Origin of the sequence: Acinetobacter amyesii (assembly GCF_023499985.1) — a bacterium.
Taxonomy (GTDB): Bacteria; Pseudomonadota; Gammaproteobacteria; order Pseudomonadales; family Moraxellaceae; genus Acinetobacter; species Acinetobacter amyesii.
In genome coordinates, this window is the sequence record NZ_JAMCOU010000037.1 from 1 (window position 1) to 26,730 (window position 26,730).

Below are 26,730 nucleotides of genomic sequence, written 5' to 3' on the forward strand. Positions count from 1 at the left end.
ATCAAATAAAACCAAACTTAATCAATTCAACCAAGTCATTGTTTTATCAGAAGTTTTAATCTTCATCACCGCCGATGGATGTGCATTCTACAGCATTTCTGATCCAACGCAACACCTTTTTTATGATTTATTTTACGCATGTCGTTTTTTTAAACACATAAACATTCTTTTGTATTATTATTGGGCTATATACGCCCTATTTCATATAATAAAACGTATATAAACCCAATCTTCATTCCATTTAATTTAAGACATTTTTGATTTCGTATGGTTGTTTTTAAAAAAACTGCCTATTTAATAATGGCGTGCTCCATTTCACCCTTATTATATGCAGCTCCCACAGCAAATATTTTCACAACCACTTTCTCTATTTTGAGTTATGCCAAGTGGGAAACCACTTCACCCAAATTTTGTGTGATTAATAATTCAAGTTTAGTCAATGATTTTAAAAAACTTGCGCCAACCCACAGCACTTATAAAATTACAGCTATCAATGTAAATGACATCAAATCTAGTCATTGCCAAGTTTTATTTTTTTCCAATCTATCAGCAAAAGAAGAACAAAGTATTTTAAACAACCATGTTAATTTCCCCGCCCTCTCTCTAAGTAGTAACAATAGTGAGTGTGAGTCTGGCAGTGCATTTTGTTTGTATAAAAAAAATCAGAGTTATTCGTTTAAAATTAATATGGAAAGCTTAACGCAGTCACAAATACATATTGATCCACGCGTTTTATTACTGGCGAAGTCATCGGAGTCAGCTGAATGAAACAACTCTATAACCCTATTACATTACACCAATTATTTACGCGTTCGCAGCTCACCATCTTTGCTTTAACATTTACGATTTGTTCTGCGATTTTTTTGGTGATTTCAACCTATACAATGCATACCTATGCAAAAAACAGCTTAACGATTTTATCAAATGCGATTAACGAACGTGTTCAACCGGCTGTGGTGTTTAATGACCAAACAACGATGCGTCAAATTTTAAATGAATACACTCAACTGTATCCCATTCGATCGATAGAAATTACCAACCTTCAAAATGCGTCGCTTGCTCATGCTGAGCAACAAGAAATTTCAACATTTTCTAGCCAAGCGATTTTAGATTATTTCTTTTTTAGCCAACCGATTCGTTTAGATATTCATCATGATCAGAAAAGTTACGGCGAACTGGTCGTATATGGAAACTCGTCAGATTTAGTTAGTTTCTTCCATAAAATTTTATTGGGTTTATTTTTAGGTTTTATTCTTTTATTAGCTACTGTGTTTTGGTCGGTAAATTCTGTTTATCAATACTTAATGCAATCTGTTCGCTCTATTGTTGAATCAGCCCAAACCATTAGCATTAAGAAAGATTATAAAATGCGGGTTTCAAACTCTGATATTCAAGAATTACACGCACTCAGTACCGCCTTTAATGGTTTACTTAGTGAAATTGAACAGTCAAATAAAAACTTGATTTCAGAAAATGACAAGCTAATTCATCTAGCACGTCATGATGCATTAACCCAATTGCCAAATCGTAATTATTTTTATGAAAAGCTGTTTGAGCTATTTGACTTAAAAGTGAACGCTGCTGTGTTCTTTGTCGATATTGAAAACTTTAAACATGTGAATGACCAATATGGACACTTAGCTGGTGATGCAGTACTGCGTGCCTCATCACATTGTTTAAAACAAGCACTTCCAGATGATGCTTTCGTTGCGCGACTCGGTGGTGATGAATTTGCAATTATTATCAATCGCTTAAACTTCCTGACGGAACTCGAAGTCTTTTGTCACAAAATACATGACTGCTATGGTTCCACATTTGTTTATGAGCAACATAATATTGCATTACAAGCTAATATTGGTGTAGCACTGATCCAAAATGCAAAATCGCCAGAAGATTTGATCGCAGATGCGGATCGCGCCATGTATGATGCTAAACTTTCTAATAATCATTGGTGCATTGCACTACAACGCCCCAACTCATAGGATTTGCTATGTTAAAGAACGCATTTAAAGTTTTATTTATACTTGCATTCACGGCTACTATGACAGCCTGCATGAGTTTAGGTAACTTAAGCTATAAACAAGCACGTATGCTTAAAAAAGAAGGTTTTGTCTTGACCAATGATGGTTGGACACTTGCCCTACCAGAACGACTTTTATTTGGTTTTGATGATTATCAAATACAACCTCACCAAGAAGGCAAACTAAATACCCTCGCCACTCAACTGATTAAATATGACCTAAACAAAATTAAGTTTATTGGTCATACGGATAATGTTGGACAAGCCAATTACAACCAACAACTGTCAGAAAAACGTGCGCAAAGCGTCGCAAACGTCTTTTTAAAGCAAGGTTATAACAGTTCAAATATTCAAATTATTGGCCGTGGTGCTGAACAGCCGATGGTCTCTAATGACACTGAAACCAATCGTGCCATCAACCGTCGCGTAAATGTCACCATCATTCCCTAAATAGCAGAATATAAAAAAGCCACCTTATGGTGGCTTTTTTATTGTGTTTATAAATTTTAGGCATAAAAAAACCGCTATATGCGGCATCTTTTACAGTATTGTTTTTGAAATAAATGGTCGGAGCAGTAGGATTCGAACCTACGACCCCCTGGTCCCAAACCAGGTGCACTACCAGGCTGTGCTATGCTCCGCTTTCAACTTTAAAAGTTGGGGTGAATGATGGGATTCGAACCCACGACAACCGGAATCACAATCCGGGGCTCTACCAACTGAGCTACATCCACCATCATGTTCTTGCTTGTGAATAACCAATATAACGCATTTTAAATTACAGGCATAAAAAAACCGCTGTATGCGGTATCTTTTATCGACCGTTTTCTTTGAGAAAATGGTCGGAGCAGTAGGATTCGAACCTACGACCCCCTGGTCCCAAACCAGGTGCACTACCAGGCTGTGCTATGCTCCGAATTGGGGTGAATGATGGGATTCGAACCCACGACAACCGGAATCACAATCCGGGGCTCTACCAACTGAGCTACATCCACCGTCACAACAAGTTTCAGATTCTATTATCAGAACACCATTAAAATGGCGCGCCTGACAGGATTCGAACCTGTGACCATCCGCTTAGAAGGCGGATGCTCTATCCAACTGAGCTACAGGCGCATTACCGATGACATAGACTATCACGCGATTTTTGCCTTGAGAAATTGGTCGGAGCAGTAGGATTCGAACCTACGACCCCCTGGTCCCAAACCAGGTGCACTACCAGGCTGTGCTATGCTCCGTTTCATCTCAGCTTTCGCTGTATCGCATATCGTGCGGTACGGTGTGCATTCTAGGCGTGACGTTGATTAACGTCAACACCTATCTTCAAAAAAACATAAAAAATCATTTCAAGCGATTATTTATCAAGCACTTTAATCATTTTTCAAGCAAAAATTAACGTTTTAAACTGGCGCTGAAATTCAACATCCGATCTAAAGGCAATTTAGCACGTTCAGCCAATGCCGGATCTACAAAAATTTCCTGATCGCCTTTTTGTAAAACTTCCAGAATGCCATCCAATTCATTCATCGCCATCCAAGGACAATGCGCACATGAACGACAAGTCGCTCCCTCACCTGCCGTCGGTGCTTCGATGAGAATTTTATTTGGTACAGCTTGCTGCATTTTATAAAAAATACCGCGATCAGTTGCCACGATTAAACGTTCATGTGGCAAGGTTTGTGCAGCCTTGATCAATTGTGAAGTACTACCGACGGCATCTGCAATATCCACCACAGATTCTGGTGACTCTGGATGTACCAAAACTGCTGCATCAGGATACAGCGCTTTCATATTGGCAATACCACGTGCACGGAACTCTTCATGGACAATACATGCCCCGTCCCATAGCAACATGTCTGCACCGGTTTTCTTTTGAATATAGCGACCGAGATGCTGATCGGGTGCCCAAATAATTTTTTCACCTAAACTATCTAAATGCTCAACAATTTCAACAGCACAGCTCGAGGTTACCACCCAATCTGCACGCGCTTTCACTGCCGCCGAGGTATTGGCATATACCACAACCGTATGATCCGGATGTGCATCGCAAAATTTGGTAAATTCATCGACAGGACACCCCAAATCAAGTGAGCATGTTGCCTCTAGAGTAGGCATCAGTACGGTTTTTTCAGGAGATAAAATCTTCGAGGTCTCCCCCATGAATTTCACTCCTGCAACCACCAACGTCGTTGCTTCATGATCCCGACCAAAACGTGCCATTTCAAGTGAATCCGAAACGCATCCACCGGTCTGTTCTGCTAGTTCCTGTACTTCAGGATCACAGTAATAGTGTGCAACAAGGACAGCGTTACGTTTTTTGAGTTCCGCTTTAATTAATTCAAACTTTTCAAGCTTTGCAGCTTCCGTTAAGTGATGCTCTTTAACATCACCCAAACGATCCAAATGCGCTTGTACAATTGATTTTGCTTCATTTGCAATTAAGTTGTTTGCATTATTCATCACAACGTCTTCTCTACCCTTAATGCCTGCTACTACACAGGTGCTTCACAACTGACCCATAAATATGGCACTTGGCTATTTTTTACCGGTCATTAAAAAGTTCCACTTATAAAAAAGCCTCACAACGGAGGCTTTTCAAAAACATCAAATATTTTATGAACGGTAATCTGCGTTAATCTTGACATAATCATACGACAGGTCACAGGTATACACAGTATCTCGCGCACTGCCACGTCCTAAATCTACACGGATCGTGATCTCAGATTTCTCCATCTCTGCAGCCCCTGCTGCTTCGGTATAATCTGCTGCGGCACCACCGTCTTTACAGATTTGAACATCACCTAACCAGACCTGAATTTTTTCAACATCTAAGTTTGGCACACCTGCATAACCAATAGCTGCCAAAATACGGCCCCAGTTTGGATCTGATGCGAAGATTGCAGTTTTAACCAACGGTGAATGTGCAATGCTATAAGCAATATCACAACATTCTTGAGTATCTGCGCCGCCTTCTACCGCCACAGTAATAAACTTCGTCGCACCTTCACCATCACGGACAATGAGCTGTGCAAGACGTTTCATTACACGTGTTAACACGTCTAAAACAGCAGCATAACGTGAATCTGATTCTGAAGTAATTTCTACGCCACCAGCTTGGCCCGTTGCAATCAAAATACATGAGTCATTGGTCGAAGTGTCACCATCCACCGTAATACGGTTAAACGACAGGTTAACTGTGGTTTTCAAAAGCTGTTGCACCAGCTCACGGCTAATGGGTGCATCAGTTGCCACATAGCTCAACATGGTCGCCATATTTGGACGAATCATGCCAGCGCCTTTAGAAATACCTGTCATGGTATACAGGACGCCATCTAACTCAAATTGTTCAGATGCACCTTTAGGTGTGGTATCTGTGGTCATAATGCCCGTTGCCGCATCCAACCATGCATCTTCCTGCAAACTATCTAATGCTGGTTGCAAGCCTTGAACCAAACGATCAATAGGTAATTGCTCGCCAATTACACCCGTTGAAAATGGAAGAACTTCTGTATTTTGAACACCTGTCAGTTCTGCCAGTTTCGCACACGTCGCCTCAGCATTTGCCATGCCGATTTTGCCAGTACCGGCATTGGCATTTCCGGTGTTAATCACTAAATAACGTGGATTACCTGCCAATAAGTGCGCTTTCGAAATATGGACCGGTGCTGCACAAAATGCATTTTGAGTAAAAACGCCTGCGACATTAGAACCTTCAGCAAATTCAAAAATGACAAGGTCACGTCGGTTCTGATAGCGCACATATGCTTCAGCCGAACCGATTTTTACACCTTTCACCACATGCATCTGTGGCATAGATACGTCACCAACTGCCATTTTTCAACGTCCAACTATATGAGTTATAAAAAATACAGCTTAGTGCAAAATCTATAAAAAATCGAGCAGAAGCACGGTTTTGCTGTAATTTTATTGTGGATTTCTTTTGCACATAAAAAAACCAGCCTTTCGACTGGTCTTTATCGCTGTTCGTCGTAAATTAGTTACGCGCCAGCTGAGTTGCTTCATCAAGAAGCACTTGTTTCGCTTTTTGTTGACTCGCAGCAGAAAGGGCTGGGTTTTCAGCCACAATACGGTCAGCATTCGCCGCATTGGCTGCTGCAATTTTTGCAGTTTGCAATACGATTGGACGATTTGGATTGGCAAAGGTATAACGAATACCCGTACGCGGGCTTGCTACAGTCACTTGACCGTCAGTACCAACCTGTACTTGAGTTGTTGTTGGACCAACTGCTTGTTGAACTTTCTCTAAAGAAGTCGTCTGAGGAGCGTTTGCAAAGGCAAAAGTTGGCAAAGCCAAAGCAGCAATCATGAACGGTTTTAGTACTTTTTTCATTGTCTTTTCCGTCTTACGGTTATTGATAGAAACTAAATAACATTTAATCTACTGAACTGCAAATACTATTCAGGTCAGATTAGTAGTGTAAATAAAAAATCAGAGCGCGAAGGCTCTGATTTATTTGAAATTAAACAATGCTGTTTAGATTTTACCGTGACATTGTTTATATTTTAGACCTGAACCACATGGGCAAGGCGAGTTACGACTTTCTGGCGGAACAATCACTTGCTCTGCAGGTGTATATTGCGCATCGATAACATCATTACCGTTGGCTTCAGCCAACAAATTATCAAAGTCATTGTGTGACAATTGAAGATTCATTGATTCAGCTTGAGCCTGTTTTTGAGCTTCCATTTCTGCAAGCTCTTCGGCTGTAGGCACATGAATACGAGATAAATCTGTCACGACATCTGACTTAATCACAGCAAGCATGTTTACAAATAAATTAAAGGCTTCTTTTTTGTATTCTTGCTCAGGATTTTTCTGCGCATAACCACGTAAATGAATCCCTTGACGTAAGTAATCCATTGCTGCCAAATGCTCTTTCCAATGGCGGTCCAATGAATTCAACATAAAGTGACGTTCGAGCATTGCAGCCGTTTCGTCACCCATTTGCGTACGACGTGAACGGTAGTGCTGAAGAACTTCATCAGTAATACGTTCAACCAAAGCCTCTTCATCCAAACGACGATCTTGCTCTAACCACTGCGAAATTGGCAATTCAATCGATAGATCTTCACGTAGCGCCTTTTCAAGACCTTCAATATCCCACTGATCGTGAATAGACTCAGGTGGAATATATATTTCGATCATGCCTTTAGTCACATCCTGAATCATCGTTTCGATGTAATCTTGTAAAGACGGTTCAACAAGAATTTCATCACGCTGAGAGTAAATAATCTTACGTTGTTCGTTGTTTACGTCATCGTATTTCAATAAATTTTTACGAATATCGAAGTTACGTGCTTCGACTTTACGTTGTGCATTTTCAATCGAGCGTGAAACCATTTTATGCTCAATGGCTTCATCTTCTTTCAGACCCATGGCACGCATCATTGCAACTACGCGATCACCTGCGAAGATACGCATCAAGTCATCTTCAAGCGACAAGTAGAAACGTGACACACCTGGGTCACCTTGACGGCCCGCACGACCACGTAACTGGTTATCGATACGACGAGATTCATGACGTTCTGAACCGATAATATGTAAACCGCCAGAGTTCAGCACCATTTCATGATTTTGTTCCCACTCTGCTTTCAAACGTGCTTCGTCTGCTTCAGTCGGCTCTTCAATCTTCGCCAGCAACGCTTTCCAGTTACCACCTAACAGAATATCAGTACCACGACCAGCCATGTTAGTCGCAATGGTCACTGCACGAGGTGAACCTGCTTGCGCAATAATATCCGCTTCGCGCTCATGTTGTTTCGCATTAAGTACTTCATGTTGAATACCAGCTTCTTTCAGCTTATCTGATAAAATTTCAGAGGCTTCAATGGTTGCTGTACCAATCAGAATCGGCGCAACACCCGCTTCATGAATACGTTGAATTTCTTGAATGATGGCGTTGTATTTACCTTCACGGTTTAAATAGATTAAATCGTTTTGGTCATTACGAATCATTGGGCGATGGGTTGGAATAAGTACAACATCCAAGCCATAAATTTCTTTCATTTCTGCAGCTTCAGTATCTGCAGTACCCGTCATACCTGATAATTTTTTGTATAGACGGAAATAGTTCTGGAATGTTGTAGTTGCTAAAGTTTGGTTTTCAGGTTGAATTTCCAAACCTTCTTTTGCTTCTACTGCTTGATGCAAACCTTCTGACCAACGGCGACCCGGCATGGTACGACCAGTGTTTTCATCGACAATGATCACTTCACCTTCGTGGATGATGTAATGCACGTTGCGTTGGTATAGGTAATGCGCACGAATGGCCGCAGAAACATGGTGTACCAAGTTTAAATTAGCAGATGAATATAAACTTTCACCTTCAGCAAGCAAGCCCATTTGAATCAATTCAGCTTCAACAGTTTCATAACCGACTTCGGTCATTTCTACAGAGCGCTGTTTTTCGTCAATCCAGAAGTGACCACCATCTGGTACCTTCTCTTCTTTTTGTGCATGAAGTTTTGGTGGAATGCTGTTAATTGCAGCATACAACTGAGATGAGTCTTCTGATTGACCAGAAATGATCAACGGTGTACGCGCTTCATCAATCAGGATCGAATCGACTTCATCGATGATGGCATAGGTTAAGCTGCGCTGTTTTTTCTCAGCAGCAGAAAACACCATGTTGTCACGCAAGTAATCGAAACCGAATTCGTTATTGGTACCGTAAGTAATGTCAGCTCGATACGCTTGAGCTTTTTCAGTTGGGTCTTGCATTGAGTAAATAATCCCAATGCTTAAACCTAAAAATTCGAATAATGGACGGTTTAATTCAGCATCACGCTGTGCGAGATAGTCGTTCACCGTAATCACGTGAACACCTTCACCACTAATCGCATTGAGGTAACAAGCAAGCGTTCCCATGAGGGTTTTACCTTCACCGGTACGCATCTCTGCGATCTTACCTTCATGCAAGGTAATACCACCAATCAGCTGTACGTCATAATGACGCATGCCCATGACACGCTTCGCAGCTTCACGACAAACAGCAAACGCTTCAGGTAATAATTTATCAAGGCTGTCGCCTTTTTTATAACGTTCTTTGAATTCTTCAGTTTTTGCAGATAAGTCTGCATCGCTTAGAACAGATATCGTCGGCTCGAGCGCATTAATCTTCTCTACGATTTTACGCATGCGTTTGAGTTCGCGCTCATTTTTGGTACCGAAGATTCCTCCGATCAGACTTGCCAACATGAATAGACTCTCTAAATCTTGCTTGTCAAATGAATATATTTTCTTAGTCGTTATTATGGTGCTAGAAATTCGAAGTACAAGGGTTTTGCACAAAAATCCCCTTAAATATTCTGCGCTCGGGTTCTAGCCCCGGAGACTTAAGGCAAGCTAATGTAACAAATTTTCTGCAGACAACATAGTGACTCTGTCGTGAGATATTTCGCATTTATCCCCCAATAAAACTGTTTTATATGAAATATATTCATAAAGAAATGAAAAAACACTATTTTTAATCATAAAAAAAATCCTTCATATTTATTTTCAAGTTAAACAAATTCAATAAATACGGGGATATTCCATGACGATTCGTTTAGGTGATACTGCACCAGACTTTACTCAAGACTCAAGCGAAGGCAGCATTCATTTTTATGACTTTTTAGGTGACAGTTGGGGCATTTTATTTTCGCATCCTGCCGATTACACCCCAGTCTGCACCACAGAACTTGGATTTACCGCAAAACTAAAAGATGAATTTAGCAAACGTGGTGTCAAGGCCATTGCCCTGTCTGTTGATGATGTTGAGTCGCATCATGGTTGGATTAACGACATTAATAATACTCAAAATACCACGGTGAACTTCCCGATCATTGCAGACAAAGACCGTAAAGTGTCCACCCTTTATGATTTCATTCACCCCAATGCCAGCGAGACATTAACTGTTCGCTCTTTGGTGATCATCGATCCAAATAAAAAAGTCCGTTTAATCATTACTTATCCTGCATCTACAGGGCGTAACTTCCATGAAATTTTACGTGTCATTGACTCTTTGCAACTGACAGACAACCATAAAGTTGCAACACCGGCCAACTGGCAACAAGGTGAAGATGTGGTGATTGTGCCGTCATTAAAAGATGAAGAGGAAATCAAACAACGCTTTCCTCAAGGATATAACGCAGTTACGCCTTACCTTCGTTTAACGCCTCAACCTAAGTGAGGATAAAACGGAGCATTACGCTGTCCGAGCGCAAGATAAGAAGCTCTGCTGTGAGTGACCAAAGCGAAGGTACAAATTTAACTATTTTTAAGTGCAGCACCTGACCCAACTCAGAATCACAACCATAGTTACTTATAGTTTTCCCCTCAGAACGAATGACAAGCCCGTTCTGGCATTCTCCAACCTGCTCATCTTCGGATGAGCTTTTTTTTGATTACAAATTCCTCTCTGGGATTAGATTGGTTAAACATCACAATTCCGTTATAACTAAGAAAAACTTGAAAACAACAAACCGTGATTCATCAAATTCATCATTTACATTGTGGTAGTTTTTGTCCAACGTGTGCCCCTTTATTTGGACAGAAAGGCTTTCGCGCACATTTGGTCTGTCATTGCCTGCTCATTGAAACCGATAAAGGGCTCGTCTTAGTCGATACAGGACTGGGCTTACAAGATTATTTGCATCCACAAAATCGTTTAGGTCGGTTTATTTCACGCACAGCGCAGATCAAATTTAATCCGCAGCTAAGTGCAATTCATCAAATTCAAAAATTAGGTTTTAAGGCTCAAGATGTTCAACACATTTTGTTGTCACACCTAGATTTTGATCATGCTGGCGGGATCTCAGATTTTCCGCAGGCAACCGTGCATGTGCTAGCCAGTGAATATAACGCCACTCAAAACCTTCATAGCTTAAAATCACGACTGCGCTATCGACCACAGCAGTTCCAACAGCATCGTTATTGGAACTTTATCGAAAACATCGGGACGCAAGCATGGTTTAACTTAGAACACACTGCCGGTCTGTCTATTTTTCAAGAGGATATTTTAATGCTTCCACTTTTGGGACATACCTCGGGTCATGCCGGTATTGCTATTAAGAACAAGCATCGCTGGTTGTTATATTGTGGCGATGCTTATTACTCACAGCATCAATTAAATCCAAATTTTCATTCGCGGGCCTTAAATCAGTTTGAGCGTTTATTTGCCACCGACAATACACAGCGACTGCACTCCCTTCATAAGATTCAGCAGTTAGCGCAGCATCCGGACATCGATCTCATCTGCGCACATGACCCATTCGAACTCGCTCGCTATCAGAACACAAGCTATGACCGCTAAAATCCTGCCAATGATCCTCCTCAGTGTTAGCTTCAGCTTCACGGGTTGCATGACATCAAATCCATTACCATTAAATGAACGTCCTAAGCATTGGGGGAAAGTCGTTCATCAACAGCATAATTTTTATCAAATCAGCCCAATGCTATTTCGCAGTGAACAACCTGATGCAGATCTCGCCCCTGTTCTACGAGAACAGCACATCGACGTGATCATAAATTTACGTTCACGGCACCATGACCCAGAACGCTTAAAAAATGTCATTGATACGCAAAAGGTTAAATTTGTACATGTTCCGATACACACGTGGCAAATCGATCGTGAAGATTTACTGGCGGTGATGAAAACCATAAAAGAAGCTAAACAACAGCAGCAAAAAGTGTTAATCCATTGCTACCACGGCTCAGACCGTACAGGCGCGAGTGTGGCCATGTACCGTATTATTTTTCAGCATTGGTCCATTGAGGAAGCAAAACGTGAAATGAAACAAGGTGGCTATGGCTTCCACCCTATTTGGAAAAATATCGACCGATTATTCAGCCCTGAAAATGTAAAATGGATTCAGCAGCAACTACTGAATCCATCTTATTAAAGGTCATTCCTCAAATAAACTTAACGTTTATCGAGTGGTACCCAATCAATCACCCAAGCCGATTTCATATTCAAACTTGCATCTGAATTGATCTTTTTACGTGTTGCGTCCGCAGCATCACGGTCCTTCGAAGGGCCGACCATAATACGAATACCTTTAGATGTCGGACTCTTTGTCACTTTATAGCCTTTTGCACGTAATTTTGCAGCGACGGCATCTGCATTGGCTTCATTGGCAGCCAGTGCAACTTGTACCATCCATTGCTTATCGCCATTTTCCAACAGATCACGTGCTTTTTCAGCTTCAGCTTTTTTCTTGGCTTCGGCTTTACGCTTTTCTTCCGCCTTGTGTTTTTCTTCGGCTTTACGCTTTTCTTCAGCTTGTTGCTTCGCTTCGGCTGCTTTCTTATCTGCAGCTTTTTTCTCAGCTTCAGCATGTGCTTTACGTTCAGCTTCTTTTTGAGCGTCCGCTTTACGTTTTGCTTCAGCTTTTTGTTTTTCTGCTGCGATACGTGCCTGATCAGCCTTTTGCTGCGCCGACTGACTCTCTAACTTTTTTTGAGCCGCCAACTTATCCTCAGCTAAACGCTTTTGCTTTGCTTTTTCATCTTCAACCAATTCGGGCGGAATATTATCCGAACTTTGTTGAGCTGAACGATGTGCGTTTAAAGCCGCATATTCTTCTGCTGCTTTACGTGCTGCATCCGCTTCCGCTTGTTGTTGCATCGCTAAAAATTCTGCTGCACGTGCTTCTTGCTCCGCAACCGATTTTTCACGGGTACGTCGTTGTTCTTCGAGCAAACGCTTTTCAGTTTCAACATCAACAGTCAATGATGACATTTTACCCGCACCCTGACCTTGTTGCTCAACTTGAGCCATTTCAGGGGTTTGGCTTTGATTTTGATGTATTTCTTCTTTGCCTTTAAGTAAAAGTGCGGCCAGCAGTACACCACCACCTAATAAAACAACACCACCCATCCAGCGTTGTTTGTTATTCATTGACATTCTTCCAGATACTCCCATACCGCTTCTAAGGTATGAAATGAACCACATACCAGAATCAGCTGATTATTCTTTATTTCTTCCAGCGCGGACTTAAAAGCTAATTGCACATTGTCATAATGTTCTACGACTTGATGCTGCAGTGCGCTATCCAATTGTGTGATAGATGCCGCACGTGGCACATTTAATTGTGCAATTTTCCACATTCTTACCGTATCTTTCAATAAGTTAACGACAGAATTTATGTCTTTATCAGTCAGCATGGAGAAAACGCTGATCACTTCTGTGTATTGTTTATTGTACTGGAGGAAATTTCGCAATTGCTTTAACAAAAATTCAACACCATGCGGGTTATGTCCCGCATCGAAAATCACCGTTTTACCTGCAATTTCTCTAACTTCAAAACGGCCTTGTAACTTGGCATTGATAATCCCCTGAGCGATCGACTGCTGAGAGACCTCTAAACCACTGGCCAATATTGCTGCTACAGCCGTAGAGATATTTTCGAGTGCCAAAGAACCCACGGGGAGTTTTAAGGTTGAACCTGATGAGGCAAACATCCAAGATTGTCCATCATCACTGTACTGATAAAAATAATCACGATTGAGTACATGTAAAGCAGCTTGGCAATCTTCTGCTTTTTGACGAATGGCTTCAGGCAGTACTTGCTGTCCACCAAAAATCACGGGAATATTTGGACGAATAATCCCTGCTTTCTCAAAAGCAATTTTTTCAATGGTGTCGCCCAACCAATCGGTATGGTCTAAACCAATATTGGTAATCACTGCAACATCTGGATCGACGACATTGACCACATCAAGTCGACCACCTAGGCCTACTTCAAGTACCCATACATCGCAATGTTGTTGTTTAAAAATAACAAAAGCGGCCAAAGTGGTCGCTTCAAAAAAAGATAAACTTAATTCACATTCACGACGCGCCTGATCAACAGCTACAAAAGCATCAATCAGGGTTTGGTCAGCCACTTCAACACCTTGAAGCTTTACACGTTCATTGAATCGATAGATATGCGGTGATTGGTATAAACCCACATTATAACCTTGCGCATTTAAAATGGCAGCCAATGTCGTTGTGGTTGAGCCTTTCCCATTGGTTCCAGCAACCGTCAGAACTTTGGCATCAGGCTGAGTTACGCCCAATCGATCTGCAACAGGAATTACCCGCTCCAGTCCTAAATCAATACCCGTAACATGAACATGGCTCCAATAATCGAGCCATGTGTTTAAAGAATCAGTTGCAAGTGGTGCTGTGTTCAAGGCAAGTTCATCAATTTCGCTACAATACGATAAACTGTATCACGTAATGCATGACGATGAACAATTTGATCGACTACACCATGATCAAGCAAGTATTCTGCACGTTGGAACGGTTCTTCCAATTTTTCACGTACAGTTTGCTCAATTACACGCTTACCAGCAAAACCAATCATGGCTTTCGGCTCAGCCAAATGAACATCACCGAGCATTGCCAATGATGCAGTCACACCACCATAGACTGGATGTGTCAGCACCACTAGATAAGGCAAGCCTGCATCTTTCATTTTTTGGATGGCAGCAGAAGTACGCGCCATTTGCATTAAAGACAACATGCCTTCTTGCATACGCGCACCACCAGAGGCAGCAAAGCAAATAAGTGGTTGTTTGGATTTAATCGCAAGTTCAGCTGCTTGAACAAAACGGTCACCGACAACAGTACCCATTGAACCGCCCATGAAATCAAATTCAAATGCGGTTGCAATCATTGGAATGCCTTTCAGCGTTCCTTGCATCACCACTAAAGCTTCTGTTTCACCGGTTTTCTTCTGCGCTTCAGACATACGGTCTGGATACGCTTTGCTATCAACAAATTTCAGTGGATCTTTGGCTTTAAATTCTTGACCCAATTCTTTTTGTACTTGGTCAAAGAACCAGTTCAAACGATCACGCGCTTTCATTCGCAAGTGTTCATCACACTGCGGACAAACGTAGGCATTAAATGACATTGCAGTACGAGTCACAAGTGCATGACACTCAGGACATTCAATCGTCGGCTCAGTAAATGTCGCCTTTAATGCTTGCTGTTCATCAGGTACATGAATACCTGGTACCGCACGCTCTGTCCATGGCGTAGATGCGCTCAGAATTTTGCCTGTTTTTGCGTCTTGACTCATACTAACTCATCGAGCGCAGCTCGAAGCTCCTTCACTTTATTCACTGTTTCGATTACAGCTTGTTCTGGCGCTAAGTTTGCAAATTGTTTAACAAAAGCACTACCTACAATCACCGCATCTGCAGCAACACCCATGGCTTTCGCAGATGCTGCATCACTGATACCAAAGCCAACGCCGACAGGTACCTGAGTATACGACTTGATTTTTTGAATACGTGCCGCAGCTTCAGCAACGTCTAACGTCGCTGCACCTGTCACACCTTTCAAAGAAACATAGTAGATAAATCCACTGGCTTGTTTCACCACATGCTGAATACGTTCATCAGTGGATGTTGGCGCAAGTAAGAAGATTTGATCCATGTCGTATTTTTTCAATACTACATCTAGATCTTTTGCTTCTTCTGGTGGAAGGTCCACCAAGAGCACGCCATCTACACCGCATTCATGTGCATAGGCAACAAACTTTTCATAGCCGATTACTTCAACGGGGTTTAAATAGCCCATCAGTACTACCGGTGTTTCTGAATCGTTTTTACGGAACTCTTTCACCATGTTCAAGGCATCTAGAGTATTGGTTCCCCCAGCAAGCGCACGCTCAGCAGCAAGTGCAATAACAGGACCATCCGCCATTGGGTCTGAAAATGGAAGACCTAATTCGATCACATCTACACCTGCCTCAACCATTTGATGTAACAAAGGTACCGTTACTTGTGGATGAGGGTCACCAGCCATAACATAAGAAACCAAGGCCTTACGCTGTTGAGATTTAAGCGTTCCAAATCGAGTGGCTAAACGTGACATAGGGTTATACTTTCCTTGAATGAATCAAAACTATGATGTGGGTTTTGTCGAAATACAAGACATCGCATTGTAACGCTATTTTTTACCCATTGAACAGGGCATACAATCCTCAGTCGGCATTTCTCATGCAAACATAATTTTCCAGAACAACCCGAAAGCATCATTTACCGATATTTCAGTTTTTTTCACAATGATCAAAGATGCCTAATTTTAGGATCTGGCAAAATTATAAGGTTTTAGATTAACTTAATTTTATCATCAAAAAAATGTTAAAAATAACAGGCTTAGCATTTACATTTTAATTTTCCTTAAATTGCAAAACCTGCTTTATACTAGCCGCATACTTTTATTTTTTTATCTCCTATGTCCTCCGATTCACAAGTGAAAGTGCCTGCTCGGGCATTTGCACTGCTCCCGCTTATTGTTTTTCTGACCATTTTTTTGGGCAGTGGTATTTACCATTCCATCATTGGAACTGAGTTTGCGTTCTATCAAGTGAAAGCCCCAGTCGCTGCTCTTCCTGCAATTGTATTGGCAATTTTGCTCTATCGCGGCAAGATAAATGACGCGATTGATACATTTATGAAAGGTGCTAGCCACCCGAATTTGATCTTAATGTTCATGGTCTTTATGCTCGCTGGTGCTTTTGCCAGTGTCAGCAGTGCCATCGGTAGTGTCGATGCAACAGTGCAGTTGGGACTATCGATGATTGCGCCTGAGTTCGTGCTGCCCATGCTGTTTATTATTGCGGCCTTTATTGCCACAGCGATGGGAACCTCCATGGGTACTATTGCAGCCTGTGCACCAATTGCCTTTGGTTTTACTCAAGTCACCGAAATTGAAGTGGTGTATGCCATTGGTGCTGTGGTCGGCGGTGCTATGTTTGGTGATAATCTGTCGATGATTTCAGATACCACCATTGCTGCAACGAACAGTCAAAAAGTTCAACTTCGCGATAAATTTAAGGTCAATGTTTGGATTGCTGTTCCTGCATCGATCGTCAGCATCTGTATTTATTTATTCATGAGTCAAGGCTCACAAGCGATTGAACACAAAGCCTATAATGCGTGGCTGATCTTGCCGTATTTAGCCGTATTTATTTTGGCCTTTTCACGTTTGCACGTGCTTGCTGTACTGACTATTGGTGTCTTACTGTCTAGCTTGATTGGTTTGGTCATTCAACCTGAATTTAATTTTTTAAGCTTAAATAATTCTATTTATGAGGGCTTTACCGGCATGTTTGAAGTTGCCCTGCTTTCTATTTTCTTAGGTGGTATTTCTGCCATTATGCAAAAAGAAGGCGGTTTAGAATGGCTGATTCAACGTATTTACAGCATGACACGCTGCTTTAAAGTTGGTGCTGAACGCGCAGGTGAAATTGGTATCAGTTTCTTGGTGATTTTCTCCAACCTATTTGTAGCAAACAACACTGTCGCAATTATTTTATCTGGTGACATGGCACGTGAAGTCGCGAAAGAATATGGTGTAGACCCTAAACGTGCTGCTGCACTTTTGGACATTTTCTCTTGCGTAGTCCAAGGTCTCATTCCTTATGGCGCACAGCTGTTACTGGCTTGTTCGATCGCAAAACTTTCGCCTGTGGAACTGATTGGTAGTGTGTATTACTGTTGGGTCTTGGCAATCTTTGCCATCCTTGCCATTTTACTTCGGTATCCAAAATTAAAAGCTGCGGCATAAGTTTGGCTTTAAAGAAAAGCGGTCGTTTGACCGCTTTTTTTAATGTTGTTTGAAAGGCTTTTCTTAACGAGCAATCTGCACGTTTTATTCTAATCTCAAGGCTTTTTTTCGCGCTAATAATGTCTCTCCGCTATATGCCTTAAAAGCACGTGCCAAAGCAGACTGATCTGAATAACCTAGCTGTAAAGCGATATCTGTCAAATGGGTTTGCTGTGAAAGTAGATATTCACAGCGTTTCATCCGTTCAAGCTCCAAAAGCCGTTTAAACGAAGTGCCTTTCTCCTGTAACTGTCGTTGCAGGGTTCTGACTGACAGATGTAACTCCTCTGCTAACCATTCTATTTTAGGGGCTTGCTGCTGTAATTTGAGATAATCTGCTATGCATTGTTGCATCTGTTGAATTGGATCTGAATGTTGCGAACGAGCAGCTATCGCCTCTTCGGCTTGACGTAATAACAATTGCATCAGTGACGGATCAGCAAGTTCTGACTTTAAATCCAAACTATCGGCATGAATCACAAATGAATATTTAAGGGTCGAAAATTCCATTTGGCAGCCATAAAACTTTTCATAGTGATAACGTGCCATCCGCGGCGCATGGGCAAAATGAATGCAGAGTAACTTTAAAGAATCTGGAAAAATTTGCTTGGCCAAATGTGCCATACAGGCCATGGTCAACTCATTCACCAAAGCATATTCATCATCATGCTGTGGCCAAGACAGAATAATTTGATGATCTTGATGGCTCATATTCATTGGCACAATTTGCGCCCCATCAATCACCAAACGACTAAATCGCATCACATATTGCAAAGCATCTGCAACGCTATTACTCAGTGTCGCCATATAGCCTAACACCCCAAAATGCTCCGCACGAATATACTTGGCCATTTCAAAAACCAATTGCGGACAATCCAGATGCTGCTGAGTCAGTTGCATGATGCTGTTAAAAAAAGAATTCGGCGATTGAGAGTCGATCGGCAAAGACAGCACATGCTGAATTTGCGCAGCATACGGGGCAATCCATTCGAGCTGTGTATAGTTTAATTCACGCTCAATTAAGACCATATTCCACAGTTGGAAGTAACCATTTGGGATCTGAATTTCAGCCATCTCTCCCCTCTTTCTGACCTGCCAATTCTGACATTTTATATTTTCATCATGGCGTAAAATGTATAAAAATTGGCAATATCTGTCAAAACAAAGTGCAATTTCTCCGACATACTGCAATCAATACGACTCGCACAGAAAAAATATCATGAATGCTATCGTCAAATATCAAGTCGAACCCATTGTTCGCACAAAACTAAATTTTAAGTTGGAAGAAATCCCGCGCTATTGGTTTGGCGGAGACCCCTTTTTAACTCGTATGTTTGATGCCTTGAGCCTGACCTTTCCTGATGGCGAGCGCTATTTTATTGAATCTGTACGACTGTTCCGCAGTCAAATTCAAGACCCTGATTTACAGCAACGTGTCGCTGACTTTATTCGTCAAGAAGCGCAGCACGGTATGGCGCATGACAAAATGAATATGTTGATGAAACAACAAGGCATGCCTGTCGATGCGTTCATTAAACGTCTGAATAAAATTTTTAAATTTGAACTGAGCAAACGCTCACCTGAATACAACATTGCCATGACGGCTTCTGCCGAGCATTTGACTGCGCTGATGGCTGAAACGTTCTGTAGCCAAAAGTCCGTACTAGAATCTGCGCATCCTTATGTCCGTGCATTATTTATTTGGCATGCGATAGAAGAAATGGAACATCGCGATGTGGCTTTTGATGTGATGAAAGATGTGGCTAAGGTCGATGAAAATTTAAAGAAATTCACTTTGGTTTGGACCAGTGGATTGATGCTCGGCTTTACCTTATACCGTGCCAATGTGATGCTGAAACATGACGGCTTCAGTTTCACTGAACGTTTAAAATTAAATATGAAAGGCTTACCGTGGTTCTTTGGTAAAAATGGCACCCTCACCCGAATGAGCAAGCCATATCGAGATTGGTTTAAAAAAGACTTCCATCCGAGTCAGCATCCCATTGTGCAAAATTATGATCTTTGGTTAAAAACTTATGAAGAAACCAATGATCCAATTCAAGCTGCAGAAGTGTTTTGGCAAGCTGCAAAATAAAAATTGAATAAAAAAAGCCGCATCGATTGCGGCTTTTTTATAGGCTTAGACTCACCATTTGGCATAGTGCTGCTCAAGTAAACCATATTCATTTAAGAATACAATTTCTTCGCCATCACGTTGAATTGTACCGCTAATTTTTGCCTGCCATTGACTGAATTGACTACCAACCAATCTTAAATTCAGGTTTTCATAGCGCCGCCAACCTGTGGTGACAATCAAATTTAAGCTGTTATCTAATGAACTAATATTCCATTGATTATCGCCTTGTTGCTGGAACAGCACATCAGACATGGCATATAGATGTCCATTGACCCACAGACAATTTTCATTACCAAAGCTTTCATTTACCCCAGAGGCAAGATTGATCCCAACGCGTCGATTTTGACTATCCCAAAAGTTACACGACAGCCAGAACCATGCGGTTTCAGGACGAAGAAAACCACAGGTATCATCTAAAGACACCAATGTCCGGTCATGGAATTGAATGGTCTTGCCTTGCTTATTGATAAAGAAACCTTCACAGCCTAACGTCGTCAATTTTTGAGTATAGGTCCAACCATTAATCCCTGTAGGGCTACACATACTCAGTGGATCAGTCCCTGCGCAAAACACTCGAGCGCTCAGTTTGAGTTCGCCATGTTTTGACATTTGAATGTATCGCACACCATTGGCATGCTGAATGTCCAGTTGAATCCCTGACTTAATAAAATGACTCTGATTAAATAAAGGTTGTTCATCTAAAACGGTATTGCGTGATAGGAAATTAATCGAATTCCATTCCAACACTTCATTCGTAATATGATCATACACATAGACAAAACCGTGCCCCGCCCACGCGATATCGGCGATCGCTAGACCAATCGTATAATGTTCATGCTGAATACAACAAAATTTAAATTTTTTATATTTTAAACGCTTACGCCAACCTTGAAGTCGTTTTCCATACGGTGTCTTATATTCATACTTACTTAAATCGATGCGATTGGGAAGTTCACTAAAACGCCCATAATGCGGCTGTCCATTCGGCCGTATTAAATCCATATACGCCATTCCATTGAGGTTTAAGGTCTAAATCCTGAATGTTATTATGCCTATTATTTAACGCCTGAAAAGACAATCCATCTGATTTCAGGCGAATATCACAAAAAAATATAAAAGCTGACATTTCAGCTCTTAATCATCACAAATGTTCATTTATTAAGATGTAATCATTTTTCCATGAATTTTGCTGGCTATACGGCGTTTCAACCAATTCGATATAGCGCCCGTAGACATGATCAATCGCAATACAATCATCGACATCTAGGGTTCGGTCGGTATGTTGTTTTTGCCAATGTGACTCAAAAAAAGCTTTGCCCCGTTGTTTTGCAACGCTGGCATTTTGTCCTGTCACCAAAACATAACGATGTAATTCACCAAATTCGCGGGCATCATATCCCCCGAGATTAATCAGCCATAATTTTTCATCTTCAGCTCGGGGCGCGGCATCACAAAATTGGATACGATAATGCCGATTTTCAGTGCTGACTGTATGTACCTGTGCCCAAGCATCAATATGTAAGCCTTTTTGCTCACCAAACCATGCCGTTCTCAGTTGTGGATAAACCTCTTCTAATGCGTTACCCACTGCAAGAATGACATCATGCACTTCGATATTTGCTCTTGGATGGCGTCCGCCGAGCATCACCATAAATAAACTGGACACAATCTCCCCCTATTTTTGACTTCAACTGCCCACATAGGGCTGAAGTAATTTCAACAAAATCACGGCGCCTAACGATAGTACTGCATTGTTGAGGAAATGAATGAGTAAGACATGCCAAATGTTACGCGTCCACAAATAGATCAGGTTGAGAAATAGGCCTGCCGCCATAAAACTGATGGTCGCAATCAAATCGCCATCAAAATTATGATAATGAATCAAGCCAAATAAGATTGAGTTCAGTAAGACCAAAATCACTCGCCATAGCCACGGCTGTACAAACAGCTTTTGTAGCAAGGTATAGCGGAAAATAATATCTTCGAGCAATGCGGTAAATAATGGCACAAGACTGATGATCAGCAAGCTGAAAAAGGCAATCGTATTGGGATCAATGGTCGATTCTTTTTCAATGCTCTCTCCCACTGGCAACAGACTGCGTGTAAAAGAAATCAATACTTGTAAGACGACTGCACCGACAACCACCAACAGGCTTGAACGCCAAAAGGCCTGTTTATACTTTTGCCAGTGCGTATACAGCATCGTTTTATAGAGCCAACACACGGCAATAAATAAAATACCGCGAAAGATCGAATCCCCCAAAGCAACCTGAGCTGAAACACCAAAAAATTGGTCTAAGACATAACTGTTGAACAAGATCAGCGGAAGAATGCACAGCGCAAAAGTATCACGCCATTGCCAATAAATATGGGTTGGAAAGGATTCTGCACGAACCAATAGGGTAAACGTCATTGTTATAAAGTCTTTCTAAAGCAATAAAATTTACACAGTATTGTGATTTATTTCACACTTTTATTCTGCATCAGTTTTGTAGTGATTTGCCTTAATAAAATTTTCAGCCAAAAAAAATCGCGCGGAATTGCTTCTGCGCGATTTTTTAATTCACCCTCTCCACTTGCGAACTCAGAATATATTCCGAGATTCTCATCCCAAAGGGAGAGGTTTAAAGGAGTTTACATCTCAACCATTTCCACGCCATCAATGCGGGCAACGGTCATTAAGTCTTTATCGCCACGGCCTGATACAGTCGCAATAATGATTTGATCTTTGTCCATGGTCGGTGCAAGTTTCGTCACATAAGCCATCGCATGTGAGCTTTCCAATGCAGGGATAATGCCTTCAATTTGGGTCAAATCACGGAAGCCTTGTAGAGCTTCAGTGTCATTGATTGGCACATAGTTCACACGGTGCATATCTTTGAGGAAACTATGCTCAGGGCCTACACCTGGATAATCTAGACCTGCAGAAATTGAATGTGTTTCAATGATTTGACCTTGATCATCTGACATCAAGTACGTACGGTTACCGTGAAGTACACCGACATGACCTGCGTTTAATGGTGCAGAATGCTTGCCCGTTTCAATGCCGTAGCCTGCAGCTTCAACACCGTACATTTTCACATCTTCATCATTTAAGAATGGATAGAACAAGCCCATCGCATTTGAACCGCCACCCACACATGCAACAAGCGCATCTGGTAAACGGCCAGCTTGTTCCTGAATTTGTTTACGCGCTTCACGACCAATAATCGATTGGAAATCACGAACCAATTGCGGATACGGATGCGGACCTGCAACGGTACCAATCACATAATAAGTTGAATCAACATTGGTTACCCAGTCACGCATCGCTTCGTTCATGGCATCTTTCAATGTTTTTGAACCGCTTTCTACAGGTACAACTGTCGCGCCAAGCAAACGCATACGGTACACGTTCATCGCTTGACGTTTTACGTCTTCCGCACCCATGAACACAACGCATTCAAGGCCTAAACGCGCTGCAATTGTTGCCGTTGCTACACCGTGCTGACCTGCGCCAGTTTCCGCAATAATACGTTTTTTACCTGAAAGTTTAGCCAGCAACGCCTGACCAATGGTGTTATTCACTTTATGTGAACCTGTATGGTTCAGGTCTTCACGTTTTAAATAAATTTGCGCACCACCCAACTCTTTCGACCATCGCTCAGCATAATACAAAGGACTAGGACGACCGACGTAATACGCCAAGTCACGGTCGAATTCTGCCAAAAACTGGGCATCATCTTTCATGCGGAAATAGAGCTTTTCTAAGTCCTTAAGTGCTGCCATTAGAGTTTCTGACACAAAACGCCCGCCATGAATACCGAAATGCCCTTGTGCGTCAGGGAATTGGGTATAGTCAATCTTATTTTGCTGATCCACGATGGACTCCTTGCATAAAGCGTTCTATGAGTTGTTGGTCTTTAATACCTTTTGCCGATTCTACACCACCACTCACATCTACGGCGTAAGCACCAGTGATTTGAATCGCTTCTTCAATATTGCCAGGCTTTAAACCGCCGGCCAAAATTAAAGGAATATCGAGATTTGGGAACTGTGCCCAGTCAAAGCTATGCCCTGTACCGCCTTTCAGTTCTGGATGCCATGCATCGAGCAGTACGGCGCTTGCCCCTGCCTGCTGAAAAGCTTGGATTTCGGCAATCACATCCAGTTCAGGTTTCATCTGAATGGCTTTATACCAGCGGCGCCCAACGGACTGCGCAATTGTTTGGCACTGTTCAGGGTTTTCATCACCATGAAACTGCAGGATATCTACAGGTGAAATTTTTAAAATATCCTGTATCTCTGCAGCTGATGCATTCACGAATAAACCCACTGTCTGCACATAAGGCGGCACATGCTGAATCAGCTCAGCAACTTGCGCTGCCGTTACACTGCGCGGGCTTGGCGCAAAGAATACAAATCCGATCGCATCTGCGCCAGCTTGGACGACAGATTGGATATCTTGAGTACGTGTAATTCCGCAGATTTTGGCACGGGTTCGCATGTTGTTTTGGCTCTGACTCCGCCCTATTCATAGCCTATCTATGAATATGAAGGCGAATCATTGTAATGCAATTTTCATGAATTGCGTGGATTTTCAGCATGATTGCTGCGCAAAAATAAAAAGCCCTGAATGATCAGGGCTTTTTAAATAATTGATTCAATTATTTCATTGCATAACGTAAGGTTAGCCAAGCAGTACGGCCGTCTTGACGGTAGTAGTAATCACTCCATGAGTCATACACAGTGTAATATTCTTTATCAAACATATTGGCAAGTTTGGCTTGTACAGAAAATTCAGGTGTCGCTTGATAGGTTAAACGCACATCTGCTGTCGCAAAACTGCCAAAGCTTGTTGTATTAGCTGCATCCTTATAACGCTGGTCTTCTGCGTGTACAGAGCCACCTAGCGTCCATTTATCCATCGTATAATCTGCAGATACATTCAATAATTGGCCTGCACGACCCGCAATTTGATTACCTTTGGTCGCCCCAGAATTATATTCAGGCTCTTGATAAGTATAGTTTAAGTTCCACGTGAAGTTGCCCAGTGACTGTCCGAACTCAGCTTCCACACCCTTAATTTTTGCTTTTGCAATATTGGTTCCGCCTGAAATCATATTATCAATTTCATTATGGAAGGCAGAAACAGACCAGTTCAGCCATTGCGACCCTTTGAATCCAATTTCAATGTTTTCAGACTCTTCAGGTACTAGATTTGGATTTGACCAACCCGGATAATATAAGTCATTAAATGTCGGTGAGCGGAAAGCTGTACCGTATGAAACAAAAGTGCTGTAGTTGTCATTAAATGAATAACCAACAGCGGCATTGCCTGTGGTGTGATCACCAAACTGTTCGTTATCATCTAAACGAATAGCAGCTTGCAGGTTCACTCGACCAAAATCGCCAAGATATTGCGCATAGTAACCGACATTATCACGCTCTTTTTCATCGTAATTGGTGGTGCTGTCGACTTGATCATTTAAGTAATCCACACCCACCAATAGTGTGTTGTTTGCATTGAAAGATAATGTGTTTAACCAGCTGATGCTGTCTTTTGTGGTATCAAATACACCAGTTGATTTATCTGCACTAAAGGTTTCGTATTTATCTTCTGAACGGCCAAATTTAAGCTGCGTTTTCCAAAGATCTACAGGAGAATAGCTAAAGCCAACGCCATACACATTTTGTTCAACCTTGTTATAAGGATTTAGGTTATATGGACTATCGTAATTTGTTTCGCCATTTACATAGAGAACATTAAAATCAGCTGCAAATTGATCATTAAACTGATGACCCGCTTTAATTGACGCAGAATAGTTTTCATAACCATCTTTATCTGTTTCAGTCGGCAAAGTTGTTACATCTAAACCTTGTGTTTTCAAGCCTGCCAAACTCAGCGTCGCCCAAGAATTATCCTGACGAATATTCACACCGACATTTGCATCGTAAGTTTCATGTGAACCATACTTGAGCGAAGCAAATGGTTTTACGCCATTTTGCGTCCCTTTACGGGTGAAGATTTGAATCACACCGCCTACAGCTTCAGAACCATATAAACTTGAGCGCGGACCTTTGACCACTTCTACACGTTCAATTTGATCAACTGGCAAATGCTCAAATGAAGTTTGGCCAGAAGTTGCCGAGCCAAGCTTTTGGCCATCCACCAACACCAATACCGCCGTAGAGCCAGTACCACGAATGGAAATACTGGTTGGCTGGCCTAGGCCGCCAGAGTTGGTATAGGTCACACCTGGTACGGTACGTAGCAATTCTTGCAAAGACGTAAATTGCTTACGTTCAATTTCTTCACGGTTAATGACGGTAACTGCCGCCAAAGTTTTTTGTGAGTCTTGCTCTACAATATTGGCAACCGTGTTGGTAATGACTGGAAGCTGATGAACTTGGTCTGCTGCCATCGCAGCAGAAAGTGGAGATAAAACAAAAAGCGACCCGATAAGAGTCTTAGAGAAAGAATGCATGCTGTATTCCCCGATCGCACCGCCCGTGCGAAATAAAAGTTGGATAACGCGAGGCGGTTTTGGGGTAAGACAAGGCTTGCCATTTTTCAGACAAAAGCATGCAATCCCGCTATAACGCCCGCCGCATTATGAATAGGTCTGCATCAGGCCGGTCTCCGGACTTACGTTATGAATAACGATTCACCGTTGCGGGGGCAGTGTCAGATAACAACAGCTCTATACTGCTGGACTGACTTCCCAGTTTCACTTCTCAATTAAGAAAGCACCTGAAGCGCAGGCAGATTAATTTCTGCTCCACAGCAAGTCAAGCTGTATATGTACCTATCTTCAAATACCCCATAGTTTCGATTGTTTGATAAATCGGAGTTCTCTATACTTAAGCCATTCACAACAGTTGGCATGGGAAGTTTCCACAACACTGCCCCCGCAACGGTGCGCAAAAGTAAATTTGCCAGTCCGATACCTGCTCACTGTGTTCTATCACTCAATCATTTA

General features: G+C 41.9%; 23 protein-coding genes, 6 tRNA genes and 1 riboswitch. Of the genes, 8 read left to right on the forward strand and 21 right to left on the reverse strand.

Features of this window, described 5'->3' with window-relative positions:
• The first annotated feature begins 267 nt into the window (after positions 1-267).
• Genes yfiR through yfiB form a run of 3 tightly spaced genes read left to right on the forward strand, consistent with a single transcriptional unit; the run spans position 268 to position 2,470 of the window.
• The gene (gene yfiR / locus M5F03_RS13955; RefSeq protein WP_078194120.1) at positions 268-768 is read left to right on the forward strand and encodes a regulatory sequestration protein YfiR; all 501 of its coding nucleotides are present in this window, start codon (positions 268-270) and stop codon (positions 766-768) included.
• Positions 765-1,982, forward strand: a complete 1,218-nt coding sequence (gene dgcN, locus M5F03_RS13960) for a diguanylate cyclase DgcN/YfiN (RefSeq protein WP_249708678.1) — start codon at positions 765-767, stop codon at positions 1,980-1,982. Before yfiR ends, dgcN begins: the two co-directional genes overlap by 4 nt.
• 8 nt (positions 1,983-1,990) lie before the next feature.
• Positions 1,991-2,470 (forward strand): outer membrane lipoprotein YfiB, encoded by a 480-nt coding sequence (gene yfiB, locus M5F03_RS13965; RefSeq protein WP_180005407.1) that lies wholly within the window; start codon positions 1,991-1,993, stop codon positions 2,468-2,470.
• Positions 2,471-2,584: 114 nt separating this feature from the next.
• Here the strand turns inward: yfiB and M5F03_RS13970 are convergent.
• From M5F03_RS13970 to secA, 10 genes are all read right to left on the reverse strand, one after another.
• Positions 2,585-2,661 (reverse strand) — tRNA-Pro (locus M5F03_RS13970).
• 17 nt (positions 2,662-2,678) lie between these two features.
• Positions 2,679-2,754, reverse strand: a tRNA-His gene (locus tag M5F03_RS13975).
• Positions 2,755-2,859: 105 nt separating this feature from the next.
• Positions 2,860-2,936: transfer RNA gene (locus tag M5F03_RS13980), tRNA-Pro, on the reverse strand.
• A gap of 3 nt (positions 2,937-2,939) precedes the next feature.
• A tRNA-His gene (locus M5F03_RS13985) sits at positions 2,940-3,015 on the reverse strand.
• Positions 3,016-3,059: 44 nt separating this feature from the next.
• Positions 3,060-3,136 (reverse strand) — tRNA-Arg (locus tag M5F03_RS13990).
• 45 nt (positions 3,137-3,181) lie between these two features.
• Positions 3,182-3,258, reverse strand: a tRNA-Pro gene (locus tag M5F03_RS13995).
• A gap of 154 nt (positions 3,259-3,412) precedes the next feature.
• Positions 3,413-4,480, reverse strand: coding sequence for a quinolinate synthase NadA (nadA, locus tag M5F03_RS14000; RefSeq protein WP_111885394.1), 1,068 nt, complete (start codon positions 4,478-4,480; stop codon positions 3,413-3,415).
• Positions 4,481-4,633: 153 nt separating this feature from the next.
• Positions 4,634-5,854, reverse strand: a complete 1,221-nt coding sequence (gene argJ / locus M5F03_RS14005; protein WP_180085460.1) for a bifunctional glutamate N-acetyltransferase/amino-acid acetyltransferase ArgJ — start codon at positions 5,852-5,854, stop codon at positions 4,634-4,636.
• A 160-nt stretch (positions 5,855-6,014) separates the two neighbouring features.
• On the reverse strand, positions 6,015-6,371 hold the full coding sequence (locus M5F03_RS14010; protein ID WP_078194125.1) for a hypothetical protein: 357 nt from the start codon (positions 6,369-6,371) through the stop codon (positions 6,015-6,017).
• Between the two features lie 144 nt (positions 6,372-6,515).
• Positions 6,516-9,239, reverse strand: coding sequence for a preprotein translocase subunit SecA (gene secA, locus M5F03_RS14015; RefSeq protein WP_111885392.1), 2,724 nt, complete (start codon positions 9,237-9,239; stop codon positions 6,516-6,518).
• Between the two features lie 337 nt (positions 9,240-9,576).
• Between secA and M5F03_RS14020 the strand changes: the two genes are divergently transcribed.
• The 3 genes from M5F03_RS14020 to M5F03_RS14030 all read left to right on the forward strand — a co-directional run bounded on the left by M5F03_RS14020 (position 9,577) and on the right by M5F03_RS14030 (position 11,923).
• Entirely contained in the window at positions 9,577-10,212 is a 636-nt protein-coding gene (locus M5F03_RS14020; protein WP_078194127.1) for a peroxiredoxin, read from the forward strand.
• 294 nt (positions 10,213-10,506) lie between these two features.
• Positions 10,507-11,334, forward strand: coding sequence for an MBL fold metallo-hydrolase (locus M5F03_RS14025; protein ID WP_249708679.1), 828 nt, complete (start codon positions 10,507-10,509; stop codon positions 11,332-11,334).
• The gene (locus tag M5F03_RS14030) at positions 11,324-11,923 is read left to right on the forward strand and encodes a dual specificity protein phosphatase family protein (protein WP_249708680.1); all 600 of its coding nucleotides are present in this window, start codon (positions 11,324-11,326) and stop codon (positions 11,921-11,923) included. Before M5F03_RS14025 ends, M5F03_RS14030 begins: the two co-directional genes overlap by 11 nt.
• A gap of 20 nt (positions 11,924-11,943) precedes the next feature.
• Here M5F03_RS14030 and M5F03_RS14035 read toward each other — a convergent pair whose 3' ends face one another.
• Genes M5F03_RS14035 through trpA form a run of 4 tightly spaced genes read right to left on the reverse strand, consistent with a single transcriptional unit; the run spans position 11,944 to position 15,894 of the window.
• Positions 11,944-12,921 (reverse strand): SPOR domain-containing protein, encoded by a 978-nt coding sequence (locus M5F03_RS14035; RefSeq protein WP_180108124.1) that lies wholly within the window; start codon positions 12,919-12,921, stop codon positions 11,944-11,946.
• Positions 12,918-14,201 carry a bifunctional tetrahydrofolate synthase/dihydrofolate synthase gene (gene folC / locus M5F03_RS14040; protein ID WP_249708681.1) on the reverse strand — a complete coding sequence of 428 codons (1,284 nt, stop codon included), beginning with the start codon at positions 14,199-14,201 and terminating at the stop codon, positions 12,918-12,920. Before folC ends, M5F03_RS14035 begins: the two co-directional genes overlap by 4 nt.
• A complete protein-coding gene (accD, locus tag M5F03_RS14045; RefSeq protein ID WP_111885388.1) occupies positions 14,198-15,094 on the reverse strand; it encodes an acetyl-CoA carboxylase, carboxyltransferase subunit beta in 897 nt (298 codons plus the stop codon). Before accD ends, folC begins: the two co-directional genes overlap by 4 nt.
• A complete protein-coding gene (gene trpA / locus M5F03_RS14050; protein ID WP_249708682.1) occupies positions 15,091-15,894 on the reverse strand; it encodes a tryptophan synthase subunit alpha in 804 nt (267 codons plus the stop codon). The genes accD and trpA overlap by 4 nt, the downstream gene beginning before the upstream one ends.
• Before the next feature lie 363 nt (positions 15,895-16,257).
• On the opposite strand from trpA, the gene M5F03_RS14055 reads away from it, so the two are divergent.
• Complete coding sequence (locus tag M5F03_RS14055; RefSeq protein WP_249708684.1) at positions 16,258-17,592, forward strand: Na+/H+ antiporter NhaC family protein; 1,335 nt, start codon at positions 16,258-16,260, stop codon at positions 17,590-17,592.
• Positions 17,593-17,676: 84 nt separating this feature from the next.
• Here M5F03_RS14055 and M5F03_RS14060 read toward each other — a convergent pair whose 3' ends face one another.
• Positions 17,677-18,705, reverse strand: a complete 1,029-nt coding sequence (locus tag M5F03_RS14060) for a helix-turn-helix transcriptional regulator (RefSeq protein ID WP_249708686.1) — start codon at positions 18,703-18,705, stop codon at positions 17,677-17,679.
• A 145-nt stretch (positions 18,706-18,850) separates the two neighbouring features.
• On the opposite strand from M5F03_RS14060, the gene M5F03_RS14065 reads away from it, so the two are divergent.
• Positions 18,851-19,726 (forward strand): metal-dependent hydrolase, encoded by an 876-nt coding sequence (locus M5F03_RS14065; RefSeq protein WP_078191325.1) that lies wholly within the window; start codon positions 18,851-18,853, stop codon positions 19,724-19,726.
• Between the two features lie 51 nt (positions 19,727-19,777).
• Here M5F03_RS14065 and M5F03_RS14070 read toward each other — a convergent pair whose 3' ends face one another.
• The 6 genes from M5F03_RS14070 to M5F03_RS14095 all read right to left on the reverse strand — a co-directional run bounded on the left by M5F03_RS14070 (position 19,778) and on the right by M5F03_RS14095 (position 26,235).
• Positions 19,778-20,770 carry a DUF2804 domain-containing protein gene (locus tag M5F03_RS14070; protein ID WP_078194136.1) on the reverse strand — a complete coding sequence of 331 codons (993 nt, stop codon included), beginning with the start codon at positions 20,768-20,770 and terminating at the stop codon, positions 19,778-19,780.
• A gap of 139 nt (positions 20,771-20,909) precedes the next feature.
• Positions 20,910-21,434: a DUF1543 domain-containing protein gene (locus M5F03_RS14075; protein ID WP_249708688.1), complete on the reverse strand. Its 525-nt coding sequence runs from the start codon at positions 21,432-21,434 to the stop codon at positions 20,910-20,912.
• Between the two features lie 21 nt (positions 21,435-21,455).
• Entirely contained in the window at positions 21,456-22,181 is a 726-nt protein-coding gene (locus M5F03_RS14080) for a CPBP family intramembrane glutamic endopeptidase (protein ID WP_249708690.1), read from the reverse strand.
• Positions 22,182-22,402: 221 nt separating this feature from the next.
• Positions 22,403-23,629: a tryptophan synthase subunit beta gene (gene trpB / locus M5F03_RS14085; RefSeq protein WP_180024528.1), complete on the reverse strand. Its 1,227-nt coding sequence runs from the start codon at positions 23,627-23,629 to the stop codon at positions 22,403-22,405.
• Positions 23,613-24,254: a phosphoribosylanthranilate isomerase gene (locus M5F03_RS14090; protein WP_249708691.1), complete on the reverse strand. Its 642-nt coding sequence runs from the start codon at positions 24,252-24,254 to the stop codon at positions 23,613-23,615. Before M5F03_RS14090 ends, trpB begins: the two co-directional genes overlap by 17 nt.
• Before the next feature lie 160 nt (positions 24,255-24,414).
• Complete coding sequence (locus M5F03_RS14095) at positions 24,415-26,235, reverse strand: TonB-dependent receptor domain-containing protein (RefSeq protein WP_249708693.1); 1,821 nt, start codon at positions 26,233-26,235, stop codon at positions 24,415-24,417.
• 129 nt (positions 26,236-26,364) lie between these two features.
• Positions 26,365-26,520: riboswitch (cobalamin riboswitch) on the reverse strand.
• Between the last annotated feature and the right edge of the window lie 210 nt (positions 26,521-26,730).

Bases quoted from the DNA above. Each gene is read 5' to 3' on its own strand.
- M5F03_RS14065 (WP_078191325.1), top strand. From the start codon at position 18,851: ATGAATGCTATCGTCAAATATCAAGTCGAACCCATTGTTCGCACAAAA.
- accD (WP_111885388.1), bottom strand. From the start codon at position 15,094: ATGAGTCAAGACGCAAAAACAGGCAAAATTCTGAGCGCATCTACGCCA.
- argJ (WP_180085460.1), bottom strand. From the start codon at position 5,854: ATGGCAGTTGGTGACGTATCTATGCCACAGATGCATGTGGTGAAAGGT.
- M5F03_RS14070 (WP_078194136.1), bottom strand. From the start codon at position 20,770: ATGGATTTAATACGGCCGAATGGACAGCCGCATTATGGGCGTTTTAGT.
- M5F03_RS14020 (WP_078194127.1), top strand. From the start codon at position 9,577: ATGACGATTCGTTTAGGTGATACTGCACCAGACTTTACTCAAGACTCA.
- nadA (WP_111885394.1), bottom strand. From the start codon at position 4,480: ATGAATAATGCAAACAACTTAATTGCAAATGAAGCAAAATCAATTGTA.
- secA (WP_111885392.1), bottom strand. From the start codon at position 9,239: ATGTTGGCAAGTCTGATCGGAGGAATCTTCGGTACCAAAAATGAGCGC.
- dgcN (WP_249708678.1), top strand. From the start codon at position 765: ATGAAACAACTCTATAACCCTATTACATTACACCAATTATTTACGCGT.
- M5F03_RS14010 (WP_078194125.1), bottom strand. From the start codon at position 6,371: ATGAAAAAAGTACTAAAACCGTTCATGATTGCTGCTTTGGCTTTGCCA.
- M5F03_RS14035 (WP_180108124.1), bottom strand. From the start codon at position 12,921: ATGAATAACAAACAACGCTGGATGGGTGGTGTTGTTTTATTAGGTGGT.
- M5F03_RS14055 (WP_249708684.1), top strand. From the start codon at position 16,258: ATGTCCTCCGATTCACAAGTGAAAGTGCCTGCTCGGGCATTTGCACTG.
- M5F03_RS14030 (WP_249708680.1), top strand. From the start codon at position 11,324: ATGACCGCTAAAATCCTGCCAATGATCCTCCTCAGTGTTAGCTTCAGC.
- M5F03_RS14080 (WP_249708690.1), bottom strand. From the start codon at position 22,181: ATGACGTTTACCCTATTGGTTCGTGCAGAATCCTTTCCAACCCATATT.
- M5F03_RS14060 (WP_249708686.1), bottom strand. From the start codon at position 18,705: ATGGCTGAAATTCAGATCCCAAATGGTTACTTCCAACTGTGGAATATG.
- M5F03_RS14095 (WP_249708693.1), bottom strand. From the start codon at position 26,235: ATGCATTCTTTCTCTAAGACTCTTATCGGGTCGCTTTTTGTTTTATCT.
- yfiB (WP_180005407.1), top strand. From the start codon at position 1,991: ATGTTAAAGAACGCATTTAAAGTTTTATTTATACTTGCATTCACGGCT.
- trpA (WP_249708682.1), bottom strand. From the start codon at position 15,894: ATGTCACGTTTAGCCACTCGATTTGGAACGCTTAAATCTCAACAGCGT.
- yfiR (WP_078194120.1), top strand. From the start codon at position 268: ATGGTTGTTTTTAAAAAAACTGCCTATTTAATAATGGCGTGCTCCATT.
- M5F03_RS14090 (WP_249708691.1), bottom strand. From the start codon at position 24,254: ATGCGAACCCGTGCCAAAATCTGCGGAATTACACGTACTCAAGATATC.